Raw genomic sequence first — 17,083 nt, 5'->3', positions numbered from 1 at the left:
GGCCTTGAAGCCGTTGTTAGCTCCCAAAACGGCCAAATCAAAAACGTGCCGACAAAAAGACATACGGGGAGATTGATGAGCGCTCAGGGAACGCCCGACGTTGCGGGCAGGACGGCAGGGGAAACCAAGGCAACGCCGAAGGGCGCCTGGACCGTCACTTTTCTCCTCTTTCTCTTCATGGTGGTGAACTTCGCGGACAAGATCGTCGTCGGTCTCGCCGGCGTGCCGATCATGACCGACCTGAAGCTCGATGCCGAGCAATTCGGCCTGCTCGGCTCCTCGTTCTTCTTCCTGTTCTCGATCTCGGCCATCGTGGTCGGCTTCATCGTCAACAAGGTGCCGACGCGCTGGGTGCTGCTGACGCTGGCGGTGATCTGGGCGCTGGCGCAGTTCCCGATGGTGGGCACCGTCTCGTTCACCACGCTCCTGATCTGCCGCATCGTGCTGGGCGCTGGCGAAGGACCTGCCTTCTCGGTCGCAGCCCACGCCATCTACAAATGGTTCCCCGACGAGAAGCGCACGCTGCCGACCGCGATCCTGTCGCAAGGCTCGGCCTTCGGCGTCATCCTGGCCGTGCCGGCGTTGAACTGGGTCATCGTCAATCACTCCTGGCACTACGCCTTCGGCGCGCTTGGCGTCGTCGGCCTGCTCTGGGTCTGCGCCTGGCTGACGTTCGGCAAGGAAGGCCCGCTCGAGGATACGCAGGTTCTCGCCGTCACCGAGCCGAAAATCCCTTATGTGCAGCTGCTGACCTCGCGCACCTTCCTCGGCTGCGTGATCGCGACCTTCGGGGCCTATTGGGCGCTGTCGCTCGGCCTCACCTGGTTCACGCCGTTCATCGTCAAGGGCCTGGGCTTCTCGCAGAGCCAGGCCGGCTACGTCTCGATCCTGCCCTGGGTGTTCGGCGCGACCGTCGTCATCCTCACGGGGTGGGTCTCGCAGGTGATGATGGCGCGCGGCTACACGACGCGCATCTCGCGCGGCGTGCTCGGCTCGGTGCCGCTGATCATCGGCGGCCTGATCCTGGCGATGATGGCGCATGTGCAGGGTGCTGGCCTGCAGATCGCGCTGCTCGTCGTCGGCTCCGGCCTGTGCGGGGCGATCTACGTCGTCTGCCCGCCGATGCTCGGCGAGTTCACCCCGGCGTCGCAGCGCGGCGCGGTCATCGCGATCTACGGCGCGCTGTACACGCTGTCGGGCATCATCGCGCCGAACGTGATGGGCACCGTGATCCAGCGCGCCGGCAACATGGTCGACGGCTACCTGACCGGTTTCACGATCAACGCGGTGGTCATGGTCGGCTCCGGCGTCATCGGTCTGATGCTGCTCTGGCCGAACACGGAAAAGGCCAGGCTGACCCGTGGTGCGGCCCCGCAGGCCGCGGCGCTGAAGGGCGCGGTCTCGCCGACGTAAGGGGCGCGATTGCTCCAGGCACACTGTCGTCCCGGGGCGCGCGAAGCGCGAGCCCGGGACCCATAACCATAGGGAGTGGTTTGGGGTGAGTAGGTAACTCCGAGCCTTCGCAAAACGATTGCTGCGGCGTATGGGTCCCCGCCTTCGCGGGGACGACAGCGAGAGTGAGGCGCGGCCTTCGCGCCTCACTGCATCTCACAGCGCTAGTTCGCCATCCCCTGCGCGCCCCAATCAACTTGCCTGGCCGGCGTCCCGTGGCCTCGCCGTGCCGCCGCGTCACCACGCCCGACACGATCGTCGCGTCATAGCCGTCGACATCCTGCAACAGCCGCCGCCCGCCGACCGGCAGGTCGTAATGCACCTTCGGCGGATGCAGATGCAGCCGGTCGTAGTCGATCACGTTGACGTCGGCTTTGTAGCCGGGCGCAACGAGCCCGCGATCGGTGAGGCCGACCGAGAGCGCGGTCTTGCGCGACTGCGCGGCGACCACGAAGGGAATCGTGAGCTTCTCGCCGCGCGTGCGGTCGCGGGTCCAGTGCGTCAGTAGATAGGTCGGGAAGCTGGCATCGCAGATGATGCCGCAATGCGCGCCGCCGTCGGAGAGGCCCGGCACCGATTGCGGATCGATCAGCATCTCGCGCGTCGCGTCGAGATTGCCGTCGGCATAGTTGAGGAAGGGCACGTAGAGCATGCCCTTGCCATCATCCGACAGCATCGCATCGTAAGCGAGTTCTTCCGGCTGGCGGCCCTGCTTGCGCGCCTGCGGGCCCAGCGCGTTCTCCGGCGGCTGCTCGTAATCGGGGGGATCGCCGAGCAGGAACATCTTGTCGTAGTTGGGCCGGAAGAACAGCGGATCGTCGGTCGCGGTCGCCGTCTCGCTCAGGATCGCCTTGCGTACGTCCGGCTGATGCAGCCGCGCCAGCCGCTCCTTGAGCGGCAGATGCGCGATCGCCTTGTAGCTCGGATGGGTCTGGAACGGATTGCGCGACAGCTCCAGCCCGAGCAGCAGTCCGACCGGGCGCGCCGCGATCTGCGCGGTAATGGAAAGGCCGCACTTAGCCGCCGCGTTGATCTCGTCCAGCGTCTGGCGCCAGCGGTTTGGCGCCTTGTCGTTCTGCGTGATCGAGAACGAGATCGGGCACTTGGTGCTGTCGGCCACGCGCAGCATCATCGGCAGATCTTCGTGGAGGGTGGAGAGATCCAGCACGAATTGCAGCACGCTGCGGCCCTGGCTGTGCATCGCGCCGGCAATCGCGGTGAGTTCGTCCTCGCCCGCCTTCAGCGTCGGCGTGAAATCGCCGGTCGAAGTGCGGTGGTTGAGCGTGCGCGAGGTCGAGAAGCCCAGCGCGCCGGAGCGCACCGCTTCGCCCGCGAGCTTGGCCATTGCCGCATTGTCCTCGGCGGTCGAGGGATCGCGGCGCGCGCCGCGCTCGCCCATGACATAGACCCGCAGCGCCGCATGCGGGAGCTGCGCGCCGACGTCGATGTCGAAATCGCGCTTCGACAGCCAGTTCATGTAATCCGGAAAGCTTTCCCACGCCCAGGGAATGCCGGCGCTCAGCACGGGCTCGGGAATGTCCTCGACGCCTTCCATCAGCTGGATCAGGCGGGTGTGGTCGGCAGGCTTGCACGGCGCGAAGCCGACGCCGCAATTGCCCATGATCGCCGTGGTGACGCCGTTCTGCGACGACGGCGTGATGTCCTGACTCCAGGTGACCTGGCCGTCATAATGAGTGTGCACGTCGACGAAGCCTGGCGTGACGAGCTTGCCGCGCGCGTCGATCTCTTCCTGTCCCTTCGCGGAGATCTTCCCGACCTCGGTGATCTTGCCGGCGGTGATGGCGACATCCGCCTCGAACAATTCGCCGCCGCTTCCATCCGCGACGGTGCCGCCGCGGATCACGAGATCAGGGGTGCTCATGGTGTCTCTTCCCAGTTTGTTGTTTTGCTTGAACGCATTTTCGGGCGCGCAAGCGAAGTGTCAACCGCGGGGAAGTGCGCTCAGGGTTGCGTGGCAGCCTTGGCTTGCGGCTTCCGCTCCGTAAACGGCGACAGCACCACGGTCGCGACCATGAAGATCACGGACGCCCCGAACACCCAGTGCGGCGCGCTCTGGTCCATGATCCAGCCGAACAGCAGCGGGCTGACGATGCCGCCGAGATTGAAACCGGTGGAGACGATGCCGAAGGCGCGGCCCGCCGCACCCGGAGGCGCGGCGTTGCGCACCAGCATGTCCCGCGAGGGCGCGATCACGCCGGAGAGGAAGCCCGCCATCATCATCGCGGCGGTCAGCATCCCGCCGGGCAGCGTGACCAGCGCGATCAGCAGCACGATCGCTGCATTCGCGGCAAAGCAGGCGGCTGCGACATAGCCGTGGCGCGCGGTGCGGTCGGCGAGGAAGCCGCCGGCGAGCACGCCTGCGGCGCTGGAGCCGAGAAACGCCGTCAGCGCCACGTTGGCGGCGGAGTAGGACGCGCCGTAGCCGCTCATCAGCGCCACCACGCCGAAATTGTTGATGCCGGCGACCGACAGGCTGAGCAGCATGAACAGCACGGTGAGCGTGATCAGCGCCGGCGTGATGACGGCCTGCTTGGGCGCGTTTTCGTTGCCCGGCTTGGTCTTGTGCGCGCCGGCATCGGGAATGTTCATGACGACCAGCAGCAGGGCCACCAGCACGGCGATCGCGCCCGACGCGATCAGCGCACCCGTGCCGCCGGAGACGGTGACGAGCGCCGCGACGATCGCCGGCGCCACGGCGCCGCCGAGATAGCCGGCAAAGGTGTGGACCGAGAAGGCGCGGCCCATCCGCGCCTCATCCATATGCTCGGCCAGGATGGCGTAGTCAGCGGGGTGGTAGACGCTATTGGCAAGACCCAGCAGCACCGCGCACGCAATCAGCGAGGCATAGCTGAGGTGCAGGCCGAGCAGGATCAGCGCGAAGCCGCCGAGCGCGAGCCCGCCCAGCAGGATCTTGCGCGCGCCAAAATGGTCGACGAGATAGCCGGTCGGCGCCTGCGTCAGGCCGGATACGACCGCAGAGACGGTGAGCGCGAAGCCGAGCTCGATATAGCCGACGCCGAGCTGGCTCTTCAGGAACGGAAACAGCATCGGCAGGACCAGCAGATGGAAATGGCTGACCCAATGCGCGATCGAAATCCCGGTCAGCGTGCGCAGCGCGCTGTCCGCCTTGCCTTGTTGCGGTGCGGCGAGAACGTCGACCATTGCAGTTCCGTTTCACGTCCTTAAGCGGACGCGCAAACTATCGGGGAGAGCCGTTATTTGTCCATGAACGCGGGCGCATGGCAGGTAGCGCGGTGGGGCTTCCATCCCTGCGTTCGCAGGGACGACATGGGAGGGTGTCGCGTCAGTGCGCGTCAAAGCCGAGCTTCACCCCTCACAACGGCTCGTCATCCGAACCGTAGCGGTCGCGTTTCGGCGTCGCGATGTCGCCGTCGTCGTAATCGTCGTCGTCGAGCGGAGGCGAGGGCTTCTTCGCCTTGTCGTCCGCTTGCTTGTTATCAGCGACTTTGGGCGGCTTGCGCGGCTTGGCGGTCTTGGCCATGGGTGATCCCGGATGGTGATGCGTCATCCGCTTCTACCCCAAAAATATGTGCGGTTCCTGACTTACCGCAAGAAGGGGGCGTCAGTGCACCACAGGCCCGCCCGCCTTCTTCCAGGCATCGATGCCGCCGGCGATGTGGGCAGTGTTGGAAAGGCCGGCTTCCTTGGCGGCGGCGACAGCCATCGCCGAGCGTTCGCCGAAGGCGCAGAAGAACACGACGCGGCGGCCGGTGGCGGCCGCGACCTCGCGCAGCATGCCGCCGGGCTTCAGGCTGTCTTCAACGGACGGGTAGGGCGTATGCAGCGCGCCTTCGAGCATGCCGTGCTTCATCCGCTCATTGGTCTCGCGCAGATCGACCAGCAGGATATCGGGACGGCCAAGGATGCGGATCGCCTCGACGGCGCTGACTGCGCGGCCCTCTTTCTCCAGCTCCTCCTGATGCAGGCCGACATGCATGTTGGCGGGCACCGCGACGTCCATCATCTTCGGATTGGGCAGCTTCAGGTTCGCCATCAACTCGATATATTCGTCGACCGAACGCACCTGGAGCCGCGGATTGTAGCGCTTCTCCTCGCCGATGGTGGAGACGGTGTCGCCCTTGTAGTCATGCGCCGGGAACACCATCGTCTCGTCCGGCAGCTTGAGCAGGCGATTGAAGATCGAATCGTATTGCGCGCGCGACGAGCCGTTCTGAAAATCGGTGCGGCCGGTGCCGCGGATCAGAAGCGTGTCGCCGGTGAAGACGCGGTCGCCCATCAGATAGGAGTAGGAATCGTCGGTGTGGCCGGGCGTATACATCACGTCGAGCGACAGGCCCTCGATCGTCACCTTGTCGCCGTCGGCGACCCGCATCGCCACAACGTCGGCCTTGGTCTGGTCGCCCATCACGGTCATGCAATGGGTGCGGTCGCGCAGTTCGCCGAGGCCGGTGACGTGATCGGCATGCAGATGGGTGTCGACGGCTTTCACCAGCTTGAGGTCGAGCTCGCGCAGCAGCTGGCAGTAGCGATCGACCTTCTCAAGCACGGGATCGAGGATCAACGCCTCGCCGCCGGGGCGGCTGGCGAGGACATAGCTATAGGTGCCCGAAACGCTGTCGAAGAGCTGGCGAAAGATCATGGCAAGACCCGGCGTGGAACTGGTTTCGAGGATTCTACTACGCCAGAGGCTGGAAAGAGAAGCAATTCACTGTATAGAGAGTGAAATTTAGAAAATTATTATTCTGCGTGATGGGGTGGGGGGCGGTTTTGCCGTAGGTCCTTGCCCCACCACCGCTGTCATCGCCCGCGAAGGCGGGCGATCCAGTATTCCAGAGGCCGTGGTGGGATACGGAGGGCCCGCGGCGTACTGGATTCCCCGCTTTCGCGGGGAATGACACCGAGGGTGGCGCGGCGCCRTGCCCCGACAAAAAGGTCAGGGCCGCACCACCGTGTACCCATTCTCCGCCAGGAACAGGATCTGCCCGACGCCCACCTGCACCGGCGTCGCAGTCGGAATGAACTCCGGCCGTCTTCCGGTCTCCCGCTCGATCGTGTCGACCGTGTTGAGGCAGATATCGAAGCGCACGCCCTGCACGATCAGGCTTTCGACCTGCTTGCGGCGCTCGCTGCCGGTGAACAGGAGATCAATGCCGGGACCGAACGCCACCACCTCGATCGCGACCTTGTCCGGATCGTAGGCCTTCAGGAGATTGTTGGCGACGCTCAGCACCAGCGCGTGCTTCTTCGCATCGCCGTCGGAGAGCTGAAGCACGATCTTGTGCTCGGCGAACGGCTTGTCCTGGAGCGGCACCTGCTGTGCCGAGGCCCATGGCGTGGCGAAGGCGAGCGCCGCCAGCAGCATCGCGCAGCAGATTTGCGATCGCATCATCCCTGTCCTGCAATGCCTGGATTGCCCTCGACGCCCTTCAGCGTCACGCCGGAGCCGAGCCGCTCCTGAAACATCCGGCCCGAGCGCAGATATTTGGCGACGACATCCCACACCGGTGCGCCCTGCTGGCCGTTGACCGAGGCCCAGCCCGCGACCTTGTAGCGGTTGCTCGCGCTGAGCGCCTTGCCGCCATTGAGCTTCAGTTCGGAGATGCGGCTGCCGATCGCAGCTGTCGGCGTGCAGGTGTAGCTGAGCCCGCCGGCGCGCACCATGTCGCCGCCCTGCTGGTAATAGGGATCGGGGTTGAAGAGGTTGTCGCAGATGTCTTCCAGCACTTCCTTGATCTGGGCGCCGGTCATCTCCTGCACATAGGTCTCGGGATAGGTGATCGCGGTTTCCGCGAGCACATCCTCCATGGTCAGCGGCTGGCCGGACAGTGCGGTGACGCCCCAGCGGAAGCCCGGCGACAGCGCGATCTCGGCATCGAGTTCGCTGCGCAGCGCGGTGCAGATCAGCTCGTCGACGGGGCCGGCGAAATTGTCGCGGCGATAGAGCAGGCGGTCGGGCGTTGCGATCTTCTCCGACCAGTCGGTCACATGCGGCGCACGCACCCGGCCGATCAGCTCGGCCATGCCGGGGTCGGGCTTCAGCAGCTCGGAATAGACCGGCAGCAGATGGTACCTGACATCGCCGACCTTGCCCTTGTCGAGCGCGAGATCGAGGACGCCCAGAAATTTTCCGTTGGAGCCGGCATTGGTGACGAGCGTCGTGCCGCTCGCGTTCTTCACCGCGATGGGCTGCGGGATCGCATCATGGGTATGGCCGCCGAGGATGACGTCGATGCCGGTGACGCGGCTCGCGAGCTTGAGATCGACGTCCATGCCGTTGTGCGACAGCAGGACGACCGCATCGACCTTCTCGGTGCCGCGCAAGGCATCGACATGCTTCTGCAACTCCTCCTCGCGGATGCCAAAAGTCCAGTCCGGCGTGAACCGCTTGGGATGCGCGATCGGCACATAGGGGAAGGCCTGGCCGATGATCGCAACACGATGGCCGCCGAGCTCCTTGATCATCGAAGGCTTGAACACGCGCCCGCTCGCCTTGTCGAAGGCGGGGGCGTCGTTGAACGCGGCCTCCTCGGTCAGGAAGACGTTCTGCGCCAGAAACTCGCCCTTGAAGCGCTCGAGATTGTCGCGCAGCGCCTGCTCGCCATAGGTGAATTCCCAGTGCCCGGTCATCGCCTCGATGCCGAGCAGATTGGCGACCTCGACCATGTCGCGGCCCTGCATGATGTTGGCAAGACCCGTGCCCTGCCAGAGGTCGCCGCCGTCGACGAGCACGGAGTGCTTTTCGCCGGCATCGCCGCGCAAGCGATCGATCAGTGTCTTCAGATGGGCGAAGCCGCCGAGCTTGCCGAAGCGGCCCGCGGACTTCTCGAACTCGAAGCAGCTGAAAGCATAGGCATCGGCGCTGTCGGAGCGGATCCCGAACCGTTCGAGGAAAGCGCGGCCAACCAGATGCGGCGGCCGTCCTGCCATCTCCCCGATGCCGATATTGACACTGGGCTCGCGGACATAGACCGGGTTGAGCTGCGCATGCGTGTCGGTGGTGTGCAGGATGCGCGCATTGCCGAACCGTTCGAGGTCGTAAATGCTCGCGGTCTCGGCGCCGCGCGCGAGCCGCGGCAGGCTGAGCGATGTGGCGACAGCAGCGGTGCTCTTCAGGAAATCGCGGCGGCGGATGGCCATCCAGAAATTCTCCGCGCCTCTCAACGGCAATTCGACGGTTCCACGAGATTTTTAGTCTAGCGGATTTCCATCGCCTTCCACGCCTCTTTTTCTGACGTCGCCTGGAAGATCGAGGCCTTCGCCAGCGCCTCGGCCTCCTTCGAAGCGGCAACCGCGCGGTCGAAATCGCCGCCGTCGGCCGCCTTCTTGGCTGCCGCCAGCGCAGATACGGTCACGGTCCACTGGTTGCGCATGCCGGCTGCCTCCTTGGAGGCGGCCTCCGCAGCGGCATAGGCCGCCTTGTAGTCCGCCTCGTTTGCCGCGCGCGCTGCTGGCGCGAGGCTCAATGCGAGCAACATGGCGAGAGGAAGTGACAGCTTCATGGCCGCGCTCCCGGCCCTGAAATCGGCAGGCCGTTGGCGACGTAGGACAGGAAATATTCGACGTCGCGATATTCATCGGCCTGCGGCTCCAGCGGAACCGCGCGGGTCTGGCTGTTGCAGGTGACGAAGCGGCGGCTGGTCGTGCCCATCCCGCTCCATTCGGAGCGGTAGATCGGCATCGCGTTCAGAATGCCGAGCGCCGGTGCCAGGATCTCGGCGCGGATGCGCTCGCCGGGGCTCTGCACATGGCAGCTCGCGCAGGAGAAATTCATCTGGCCGCGGCGCGTGTAGAAGTAGCGCTTGCCGTTCTCGTACGCGGCGAGCGCGCGGGGATCATCGGGGATCTTGATATCCATCGGCTTGCCGCGCGAGGTGAACGCCATGTAGGCGGTGAGCGAAGCCATCTCGTCCTTGACGTAGGAATAGAGCGCCTCGCCATTGGCCTCGCGGCAGCGGTTGAGCGCGAGCTCCAGCGTGACGACCTTGCCTTCCCCAGTGTCGAAGTAAGGATAGTTCTGGCGGATGCCGATGCCGCCGTTCGGGAAGCAGTCGGCATAGGTCTTGCCGTTCTTGAACGGGGTCGCGAACATCTCCTTGCCGGCGTCGAGCGCGAACTCGTAGGGCGGGAATTCCTCCTTCTCCTGCCACTGCCGCTTCATGTCCTCGTTCATCGAATAAGGACCGTTGACGAAATCGTCGTGCTTTACGGTCGGAAACTTCTGGAAGAAGAAGTTCTGGAACGCTTTCGCATCGGCAACGGGATCGACCTTGTCGGCCGCGATCACGCGCGGAGAGGTGAGGGCGAACGCGACCAGCGCGGCGCTCAACGAACCAAGGAGAAAGAAGCGGGCATTCATCACGAAATCTTCGCGTTGATCGTGTCCGACCCGCCCTTGTTGTCGGTCCAGGAGACCTTGAGGTCGTCGCCCTTCTTGGCGCCCTTGAAGCTGAACTTGACGTAGGGGTCCTTCGAGACCGCGGTGCCCCAATCGGCGACGAAGACGTCCTTGCCGTTACATTCGAACTTCAATTGCTGGATGAAGTGCGCCGGAATCACCTCGCCCTTGGCGTCCTTGACCAGGCCGGTGTCCATGGGGTGCTGGATCAGCACCTGCACCTCGGTGATGTCGCCGTTGGCCGTGGCGCGGACGCGAATGCTGGATGCCATCTAACTTCTCCTAACCGCCGCAGCCGCCGACTGTGACTTTGACTTCCTTGGTCGCGCTGTAGAGCTTGCCGTCGGCTTCCACGATCGCGGTCACGTTGGTGGTCTTGGCCATCTTCAGGCGGTTGGCGACAGCAGGGATCGTGCCATCGGGAATCTTGTAGCTCGCCGCGAGCGCGCTCGGATTCTCGGCCACGAAGAACGAGATCGAGGTGACCTTGTCGAGCGTCGTCGTCACCGAGATCGGCACCACGCCGCCGTTCTCGGCGATCTCGGGTGCGTCGAGCTTGACCTTGTCGGACGGCTCGGCGGTCTTGCCGTAGAGCGCCTTGATCGCGTCCGCCTCGCTCTTCTGCTTGAACGCTTCTTCCGGGTATTTGTCGTTGGCCGCTGCATGCGCGGGCGCGAATGGCAGGTTGCCGAGGCCGAGCAGCGCGACGCCGGCTGCGCCCTGAAGAATCAGGCGCCGCGTCGCATGAGGGCCGGTGGTGATGGTCATCTCAAATCTCCTGGACATTCTCTTGGCGTGCCGGCGGTCACAGGGTCTGGAGGAAATCAACGATCGCGCTGATCTCCTGCTCGGTCAAAATCCGGTTCCGGCCGAACGGCGGCATCATGGTCTGCGGATTGCGCTTGGTCTCGTCGAAGATGATCGCGACCAGCTCGTTGCGATCAGGGTATTTTGACTTGATGTCCTTGAGCTCCGGTCCGATCGTGCCCGGCAGGTCGCCGCCCTTGATGACGTGGCAGGTCAGGCAATTGCCCTTGCCGCGGTCGAAGGCGAGCTTCTGGCCGTCAGCCACGGCGGATTGCGCACGCGCGGGGCCTGCGGCAAGCCCGGCGGCGATCGCCAGCAGGACGTAAAGGACGGGCGTCCGTGGAAAGGCGGTCAAGGCGTCATTCCGAGGCGTTATGTCGATGATCTCGTTCGCGGAAATATAGTGTTCCAAAGCACAAAGGGCATCGGCTGACAATCAAGACTATGCGCGCGGCAAAATGGAGTTAATATCTTCCGCATTGCAACTAAAGAGCTTATTTGTCCGGCGGATTCGGGCCAGGGGTGCTGGCCGGCTGTTTTCGGGGCGTTTGGGCGCCCATCGTGTTTTTTTCCCGTTCTCGTTTTTTCAAGGGGACCTCAATTGGCTGAATATGTCGTCGAATTTGGCAGGGACGGCGGACGGGTGGAGTCGGATGGGCGGCTCGATGCACCGGCATTTCATCGCAATCACGAGCCGCTCTGGGCGGCGCTGGAAAAGCATCTCGCAGGCCTGACCGGCAATGTCGTCGAGCTCGGCAGCGGAACCGGCCAGCACGTGGTCCATTTCGCGCAGCACACGCCCGGCCTGATCTGGTGGCCGAGCGACCTCAACCAGCGCCACCTCAAGAGCATCGAGGCCTGGCGCGTTCATTCGGGCCTGCAAAACATCCGCTCGCCGCTGCGGATYGATCTCACCGACCCCGACTGGTGTCCGGAGATGCGAAGCGGGCAGGGCCCGACGAGCCTGGCCGCATTGTTCTGCGCCAACGTGATCCACATCGCACCATGGAGCGTGGCCGAGGGCCTGTTCGCCGGTGCCGGCCGTTACTTGCGGGCCGACSGCAAGCTGTTCCTCTACGGTCCGTTCAAGCGCGACGGCAAGCACACCGCGCTCAGCAACGCCGTGTTCGACACCTCCTTGCGCGAAGGCAATCCCGAATGGGGCGTGCGTGATATCAGCGACGTCGAGACGCTCGCCCGCGGAGCGGGGCTGAGCCTCGTCGATACGATCGAGATGCCGGCGAACAATCTGACGCTGGTGTTTTCGCGCTAAGCCACGAAGGCGGTGCGCTCCCTCCCCCGCAAGGGGGGAGGGAATGAGAGAGCAGTGGCCGCCTCACGTCGTGATGCGATCAAAGTCCACGAGGGGCTGCGCGCCTACGCCTCCCCGTCCTTCCACCCGATCCTGTCCTTCAAGAACCGGAAGCCGATCACCTCGAAGCCGGCGCGCTCCTTGTTGTCCTTGCCGTAGCCGTGGCCGCCGGCTTCCGGCTCGTAGAACCAGGCCTCGTAGCCCATCGCCTGCAGCTTTGCGGCCATCTTGCGCGCGTGGCCGGGATGAACGCGGTCGTCGCGGCGTGTCGTGGCGATCAGGATCGGCGGATAGGACTGGCCGGCCTTCACGTTGTGATAGGCCGAGTAAGTCTGCAGCCACTCCCACTCTTCGGGTTTATCAGGGTCGCCATATTCCGCGATCCAGCTCGCGCCCGCGAGCAGTTTTGTGTAGCGGCGCATGTCGATCAGCGGAATGGTGCAGAACAGCGCACCAAAACGCTCGGGGTAGCGCACCAGCATGTTGGTGATGAGGATGCCGCCGTTCGATCCGCCTTGCGCCGCGATCCGTTTTGGCTTCGTCACGCCGCGTCGCACGAGATCGGCGGCAACGGCCGCGAAATCGTCATGCGAGAGCTTCTTGCCGGCGAGGCGCCCGGCGTCGTGCCAGCGGGTGCCGAACTCGCCGCCGCCGCGCAAATTCGCCTGCACGATGGTGCCGCCGCGCTCGAGCCACAGCTTGCCGAGCGAGGGGTTGTAGTACGGCTTCACCGCATGGGCGAAGCCGCCATAGGCGCTCATATAGACCGGCGCATCGCCGGTCTCCCCAGTGGGGCCCGTCTGCACATAGGGAATGCGCTCGCCGTCGATCGAGATCGCCTCGTGCTGTGTGACCACGAGGCCGTCGGCGGTGAACGTCTTCGGCGCCTGCTTCAGCACGGTCGGGCTTGCGACGCCGCGTTCGATCAACAGCAGCGAGGGCGGCGTGAGCGGATCCTGGACATTGGCGAGCAGATCGCCATTGCTCTCGGACGGATGGCGATCGAGCGGCCAGATGTCGACGACGCCGATTTGCGGGAGTCCGGGAAGCGTCTCGCGGCTCCAGCCGCCGGCGGATGGTGTGAAGATCTCGAAGCGCGGCTGCAGCTCGTCGAGGATCGACAGCACCAACTTTCCCGCCGCCCAGAACAGACCTTGCAGGGCCTGCCGCGGCCCGGGTTCGAACAGGACGATGAAATCGCGGCTGCCGGCGAGGAATGCCGAGAGCGAGATGCCGAGCACGGTGTCGGTGGCGTAGGTCCGCCCCTCGACCGTCCAGTCCTTGCGCAGCTTCATCGCGAACCAGTCGCCATGCGCCTGCATCCAGATGCCGGTCGGCAGATCGAGCTTCGTCGTCGTGCCGGCCGCATCGCGCAGCCAGATCGCATGGTTGAAGAAATCGATCTGGTCGACGATCCAGACCCGAGGCGCCGGTCCCGTGTCGTCGGCCATGCCTGACATCGCCATGTGATCGGCCGTGGTCTCGAGGATCGTTTGCGCCTGATCGACAGGCTGGCCGCGCCGCCACACGCGAACGGTCCGCGAATATCCGGAAGTAGTCGCCATGCCCTCGCCATGGGCGCTCGACAGCAGCAGCGTATCGGCATCGATCCAGTCCACGCCGCCCTTGGCTTCCGGCAGCACAAAACCGTCCGCGACGAAGCTTTTCGTGTCGAGGTCGAATTCCCGCAGGGTGACGGCGTCGCTGCCGCCGCGGGACAGGCTCAGAATCGCCCGCGAGCGTCCGGGCATCGTGGCGATCCCGCTCAGCAGCCAGTCCTCGCCTTCGCTCGCCGCGAGCTGGTCGATGTCCAGCATGATCTCCCACGCCGGATGCGCTTTACGAAATTCCGCTAGCGTGGTTCGCCGCCACAGGCCGCGCGGGTTGGTGGCGTCCTTCCAGAGATTGTGAAGATCGCTGCCGCGCCGGCTGACATAGGGGATGTTGTCGGGACGATCGTAGATCGCCGCGAGGACATCGCGGTCGCGCTCGAAGGCCGCGCCCCCGAACGCGGCGAGCGTCAGTTGATTCTGCCGCGCGACGAAATCGAGCGCCTGCTTGCCTTCGATCTCCTCCAGCCAGAGCCAGGGATCGTCGTCGGGAGCGCTGAGCGTGGGTCGGTCGTCGACAGACATGAACGAAACTCCCAAGGATCGCGGCGGATAGGATTTGATCGAGCGCAAGCCGTCAAGCGCGCAGGCCCGGTATCATCCGCCCGATTGCGTCAGAGGCATGGCCTGCGCCCGTTTGCGCCGGTTGCCCGCCCTTCCGCGCCCCTCCATAGTGCCGGGAATCAACAAGTCCTCTCGGGCGGAAATGCCGATGTTAGACGTGACTACAGCCCACGAAATCGCTGCCGACGCCCGCGTGCGTGCCAAAGTGGTGCGCCTTGCGGCGGCGCAAGCGCTGACCGGCGCCAACTCGGCGGTGATCTTCGCCACCGGCTCGATCGTCGGCGCGACGCTCGCGCCCGACATGTCGTTCGCGACCGTGCCGATCTCGATGTATGTGCTGGGGCTCGCCGCCGGCACGCTGCCGACCGGTGCGATCTCGCGCCGCTTCGGCCGCCGCGCGGCCTTTATCGTCGGCACGGGTCTGGGCACGCTCACCGGCTTGTGCGGCTCGTTCGCGATCTTGCATGCGTCGTTCGCGCTGTTTTGCGTCGCGACCTTCCTCGGCGGCCTCTACGGCGCGGTGGCGCAATCCTATCGCTTCGCCGCCGCCGACGGCGCGAGCGCGGCCTACCGGCCGAAAGCGGTGTCCTGGGTGATGGCGGGCGGCGTGTTCGCCGGCGTGCTCGGTCCGCAGCTCGTGCAATGGACCATGGACGTCTGGTCGCCCTATCTGTTCGCCTTCAGCTTCCTGGTGCAGGCCGCGGTGGCGCTGGTCGCGATGGGCATCGTCGCCGGCGTCGACATGCCGAAGCCGGCACCGGCAGATCTGCACGGGGGCCGGCCGCTGCTCGACATCGTGACCCAGCCGCGCTTCATCGCGGCCGCTTTGTGCGGCGTCATCTCCTATCCCATGATGAACCTGGTGATGACCTCGGCGCCGCTCGCCATGAAGATGTGCGGCCTCAGTGTCAGCGATTCCAATTTCGGCATTCAATGGCACATCGTCGCCATGTACGGCCCGAGCTTCTTCACCGGCGCGCTCATTGCGCGTTTCGGCGCGCCCAAGATCGTCGCCGCCGGCCTGCTGCTGGAGGCCGTGGCTGCCGGCATCGGTCTCTCCGGCCTCACCGCGATGCATTTCTGGGCCACGCTGATCGTGCTCGGTGTTGGCTGGAATTTCTCCTTCATCGGCGCCTCCGCGCTGGTGCTGGAAACGCACCGTCCGCAGGAGCGCAACAAGGTGCAGGCCTTCAACGATTTTCTGGTGTTCGGCATGATGGCCATCGGCTCGTTCTCCTCCGGCCAGCTGCTTGCGAATTACGGCTGGTCGGCGGTGAACATGGTGGTGTTCCCGCCGGTGGTGCTCGGCCTCGCCGTGCTCTCGCTGGCGTCCTGGGCCCGCCGCCGCAAGGCGCAGCTGGACGCGGCCATGGGCGAGTTCCCGGATGCGATCTGAGTTGGCAGGAGGCTGTCAGCAGCGTCGATACTTCGATCTGCGCCGAAGTGATTTTCGAGTGAGAGTTAATTAGATGTCGTCATGGCCGGGCTTGTCCCGGCCATCCACGTCTTGGGACGTCGAAGAAAGAACGTGGATGCCCGGGCATAGGCGAGCGGAAGCGACGCCGTCCTTCAGACGGCTATGCCCGGGCATGACGGAGTAGGCGGCAAATGCTCGACAATCCTCAACAGCCCCGAATCGACGAATCCGCGCTCCGCTACGAAGGCTGGCGCATCGTCGCGGTCTGCTTCCTGCTCGCGACCTTCGGCTGGGGGCTCGGTTTCTACGGCCAGAGCGTCTATGTCGCCGAGCTCCAGCGCGCGCGGGGCTGGCCGGCCTCGCTGATCTCCTCGGGCACGACGTTCTTCTATCTGTTCGGTGCGCTGCTCGTCGTCTTTGTAGGCGAGGCCGTCAGAAAATATGGCCCGCGACTCTGCCTGATCGCCGGCACGCTGGCGATGGCGGCGGCCGCGGTCGCGATCGGCGCGGTGCGCGAACCCTGGCAGCTCTATCTCGCCGACGCCGTGCTCGCCTTCGGCTGGGCCGGCACCAGTCTCGCCATGATCACCAACACGATCAGCCTGTGGTTCGACCAGAAGCGCGGCATGGCGATCAGCCTTGCGCTGAACGGCGCCAGTTTTGGCGGCATCGTCGGCGTGCCGCTGCTGGTGACCCTGATCGGCCATGTCGGCTTCGCCAGCGCGATGTACGCCGCCGCCGGCGCCATGCTGGTGTTGCTGCTGCCGGTGATCCTCCTTCTCGTCGGCCGGCCGCCCGATCTTCACGGCTGGCATGCGACGGCGAAGGCCAGGCCGCAATCGTCGACGGAGATCCGCGCATGGGCGCTGCGCGATATCGGCTTCCTCACGGTGACAATTGCGTTCGCGCTGGTGCTGTTCGCGCAGGTCGGCTTTATCGTGCACCTGATCTCGTTCCTCGATCCCGTGATCGGCCGCGAGCGCGCGGCGGTGGCGGTCGCGGTGCTGACCGCGATGGCGGTGATCGGCCGCGTGCTGTTCTCGATGGTGATCGACCGCCTCAACCAGCGGCTGGCGTCAGCGCTGTCGTTCCTCAGCCAGGCGGCGGCGCTTTGCGTCGTCATCAATTTGCACAACGACTATGTGCTGATCGCGGCCTGCGCGGTGTTCGGCTTCTCGGTCGGCAATCTCATCACGTTGCCGTCGCTGATCGTGCAGCAGGAATTCGACTCCGCCTCGTTCGGCGTGCTGATCAGCCTGAATACGGCGATCAACCAGGTGACCTATGCGTTCGGCCCGGGCGTCGTCGGCTTCCTGCGAGATTTCTCCGGCGGCTACGCGCTGCCGTTCTATCTCTGCATCGCGCTGGAGGTGGCGGCGGCGGCGCTGATCATGGTGCGGGGGAAGCCGCGAGCGAAAACGGCATAGAGGCGCGACGGCGCCTCAACACACTCCGTCATTGCGAGCGCAGCGAAGCAATCCAGGCTGCCACTGCGGAAAGATTCTGGATTGCTTCGTCGCTTC

Annotated in this window: 15 protein-coding genes and 1 pseudogene; 4 read left to right on the top strand and 12 right to left on the bottom strand. The window is 65.0% G+C overall.

The features are described from left to right. Positions 1 to 75 precede the first annotated feature (75 nt). Positions 76 to 1,413 (top strand): MFS transporter, encoded by a 1,338-nt coding sequence (locus tag AC1DW2_RS19025; protein WP_063979969.1) that lies wholly within the window; start codon positions 76 to 78, stop codon positions 1,411 to 1,413. Between the two features lie 214 nt (positions 1,414 to 1,627). Here the strand turns inward: AC1DW2_RS19025 and AC1DW2_RS19020 are convergent. The 11 genes and pseudogenes from AC1DW2_RS19020 to soxX form a co-directional block, all read right to left on the bottom strand. Then, positions 1,628 to 3,334, bottom strand: a pseudogene (locus AC1DW2_RS19020) (N-acyl-D-amino-acid deacylase family protein); the annotation flags it as partial. Between the two features lie 80 nt (positions 3,335 to 3,414). Next, positions 3,415 to 4,635 carry an MFS transporter gene (locus tag AC1DW2_RS19015; protein WP_071909080.1) on the bottom strand — a complete coding sequence of 407 codons (1,221 nt, stop codon included), beginning with the start codon at positions 4,633 to 4,635 and terminating at the stop codon, positions 3,415 to 3,417. A gap of 172 nt (positions 4,636 to 4,807) precedes the next feature. Then, positions 4,808 to 4,975 carry a hypothetical protein gene (locus tag AC1DW2_RS19010; RefSeq protein WP_166071036.1) on the bottom strand — a complete coding sequence of 56 codons (168 nt, stop codon included), beginning with the start codon at positions 4,973 to 4,975 and terminating at the stop codon, positions 4,808 to 4,810. Between the two features lie 81 nt (positions 4,976 to 5,056). After that, entirely contained in the window at positions 5,057 to 6,094 is a 1,038-nt protein-coding gene (locus tag AC1DW2_RS19005; protein WP_477006926.1) for an MBL fold metallo-hydrolase, read from the bottom strand. 294 nt (positions 6,095 to 6,388) lie between these two features. After that, positions 6,389 to 6,844, bottom strand: a complete 456-nt coding sequence (locus AC1DW2_RS19000; protein ID WP_063979966.1) for a DsrE family protein — start codon at positions 6,842 to 6,844, stop codon at positions 6,389 to 6,391. Further along, a complete protein-coding gene (soxB, locus tag AC1DW2_RS18995) occupies positions 6,841 to 8,592 on the bottom strand; it encodes a thiosulfohydrolase SoxB (RefSeq protein WP_354239929.1) in 1,752 nt (583 codons plus the stop codon). The genes AC1DW2_RS19000 and soxB overlap by 4 nt, the downstream gene beginning before the upstream one ends. A gap of 56 nt (positions 8,593 to 8,648) precedes the next feature. Next, entirely contained in the window at positions 8,649 to 8,954 is a 306-nt protein-coding gene (locus AC1DW2_RS18990; protein ID WP_028151965.1) for a hypothetical protein, read from the bottom strand. Then, entirely contained in the window at positions 8,951 to 9,811 is an 861-nt protein-coding gene (gene soxA / locus AC1DW2_RS18985) for a sulfur oxidation c-type cytochrome SoxA (RefSeq protein ID WP_477006925.1), read from the bottom strand. The genes AC1DW2_RS18990 and soxA overlap by 4 nt, the downstream gene beginning before the upstream one ends. Continuing rightward, entirely contained in the window at positions 9,811 to 10,122 is a 312-nt protein-coding gene (gene soxZ, locus AC1DW2_RS18980; RefSeq protein WP_477006924.1) for a thiosulfate oxidation carrier complex protein SoxZ, read from the bottom strand. The genes soxA and soxZ overlap by 1 nt, the downstream gene beginning before the upstream one ends. Before the next feature lie 10 nt (positions 10,123 to 10,132). Then, positions 10,133 to 10,618 (bottom strand): thiosulfate oxidation carrier protein SoxY, encoded by a 486-nt coding sequence (gene soxY, locus AC1DW2_RS18975; protein ID WP_354118974.1) that lies wholly within the window; start codon positions 10,616 to 10,618, stop codon positions 10,133 to 10,135. A gap of 37 nt (positions 10,619 to 10,655) precedes the next feature. Next, a complete protein-coding gene (soxX, locus tag AC1DW2_RS18970) occupies positions 10,656 to 11,012 on the bottom strand; it encodes a sulfur oxidation c-type cytochrome SoxX (RefSeq protein WP_028151969.1) in 357 nt (118 codons plus the stop codon). 246 nt (positions 11,013 to 11,258) lie between these two features. Between soxX and AC1DW2_RS18965 the strand changes: the two genes are divergently transcribed. After that, positions 11,259 to 11,930, top strand: coding sequence for a DUF938 domain-containing protein (locus AC1DW2_RS18965; protein WP_477006923.1), 672 nt, complete (start codon positions 11,259 to 11,261; stop codon positions 11,928 to 11,930). Positions 11,931 to 12,034: 104 nt separating this feature from the next. Here AC1DW2_RS18965 and AC1DW2_RS18960 read toward each other — a convergent pair whose 3' ends face one another. Beyond that, the gene (locus tag AC1DW2_RS18960; protein ID WP_354180490.1) at positions 12,035 to 14,104 is read right to left on the bottom strand and encodes a prolyl oligopeptidase family serine peptidase; all 2,070 of its coding nucleotides are present in this window, start codon (positions 14,102 to 14,104) and stop codon (positions 12,035 to 12,037) included. A 187-nt stretch (positions 14,105 to 14,291) separates the two neighbouring features. Here AC1DW2_RS18960 and AC1DW2_RS18955 point away from each other — a divergent pair, with 187 nt between their 5' ends. Together AC1DW2_RS18955 and AC1DW2_RS18950 are read left to right on the top strand one after the other, a co-directional pair. Continuing rightward, positions 14,292 to 15,539 (top strand): MFS transporter, encoded by a 1,248-nt coding sequence (locus tag AC1DW2_RS18955; RefSeq protein ID WP_477006922.1) that lies wholly within the window; start codon positions 14,292 to 14,294, stop codon positions 15,537 to 15,539. A 212-nt stretch (positions 15,540 to 15,751) separates the two neighbouring features. Beyond that, on the top strand, positions 15,752 to 16,987 hold the full coding sequence (locus tag AC1DW2_RS18950; RefSeq protein WP_477006921.1) for an MFS transporter: 1,236 nt from the start codon (positions 15,752 to 15,754) through the stop codon (positions 16,985 to 16,987). Positions 16,988 to 17,083: the final 96 nt, after the last annotated feature.

Source organism: Bradyrhizobium sp. P3_C3, assembly GCF_056402655.1.
This window is presented reverse-complemented; position numbering and strand designations above follow the sequence as displayed.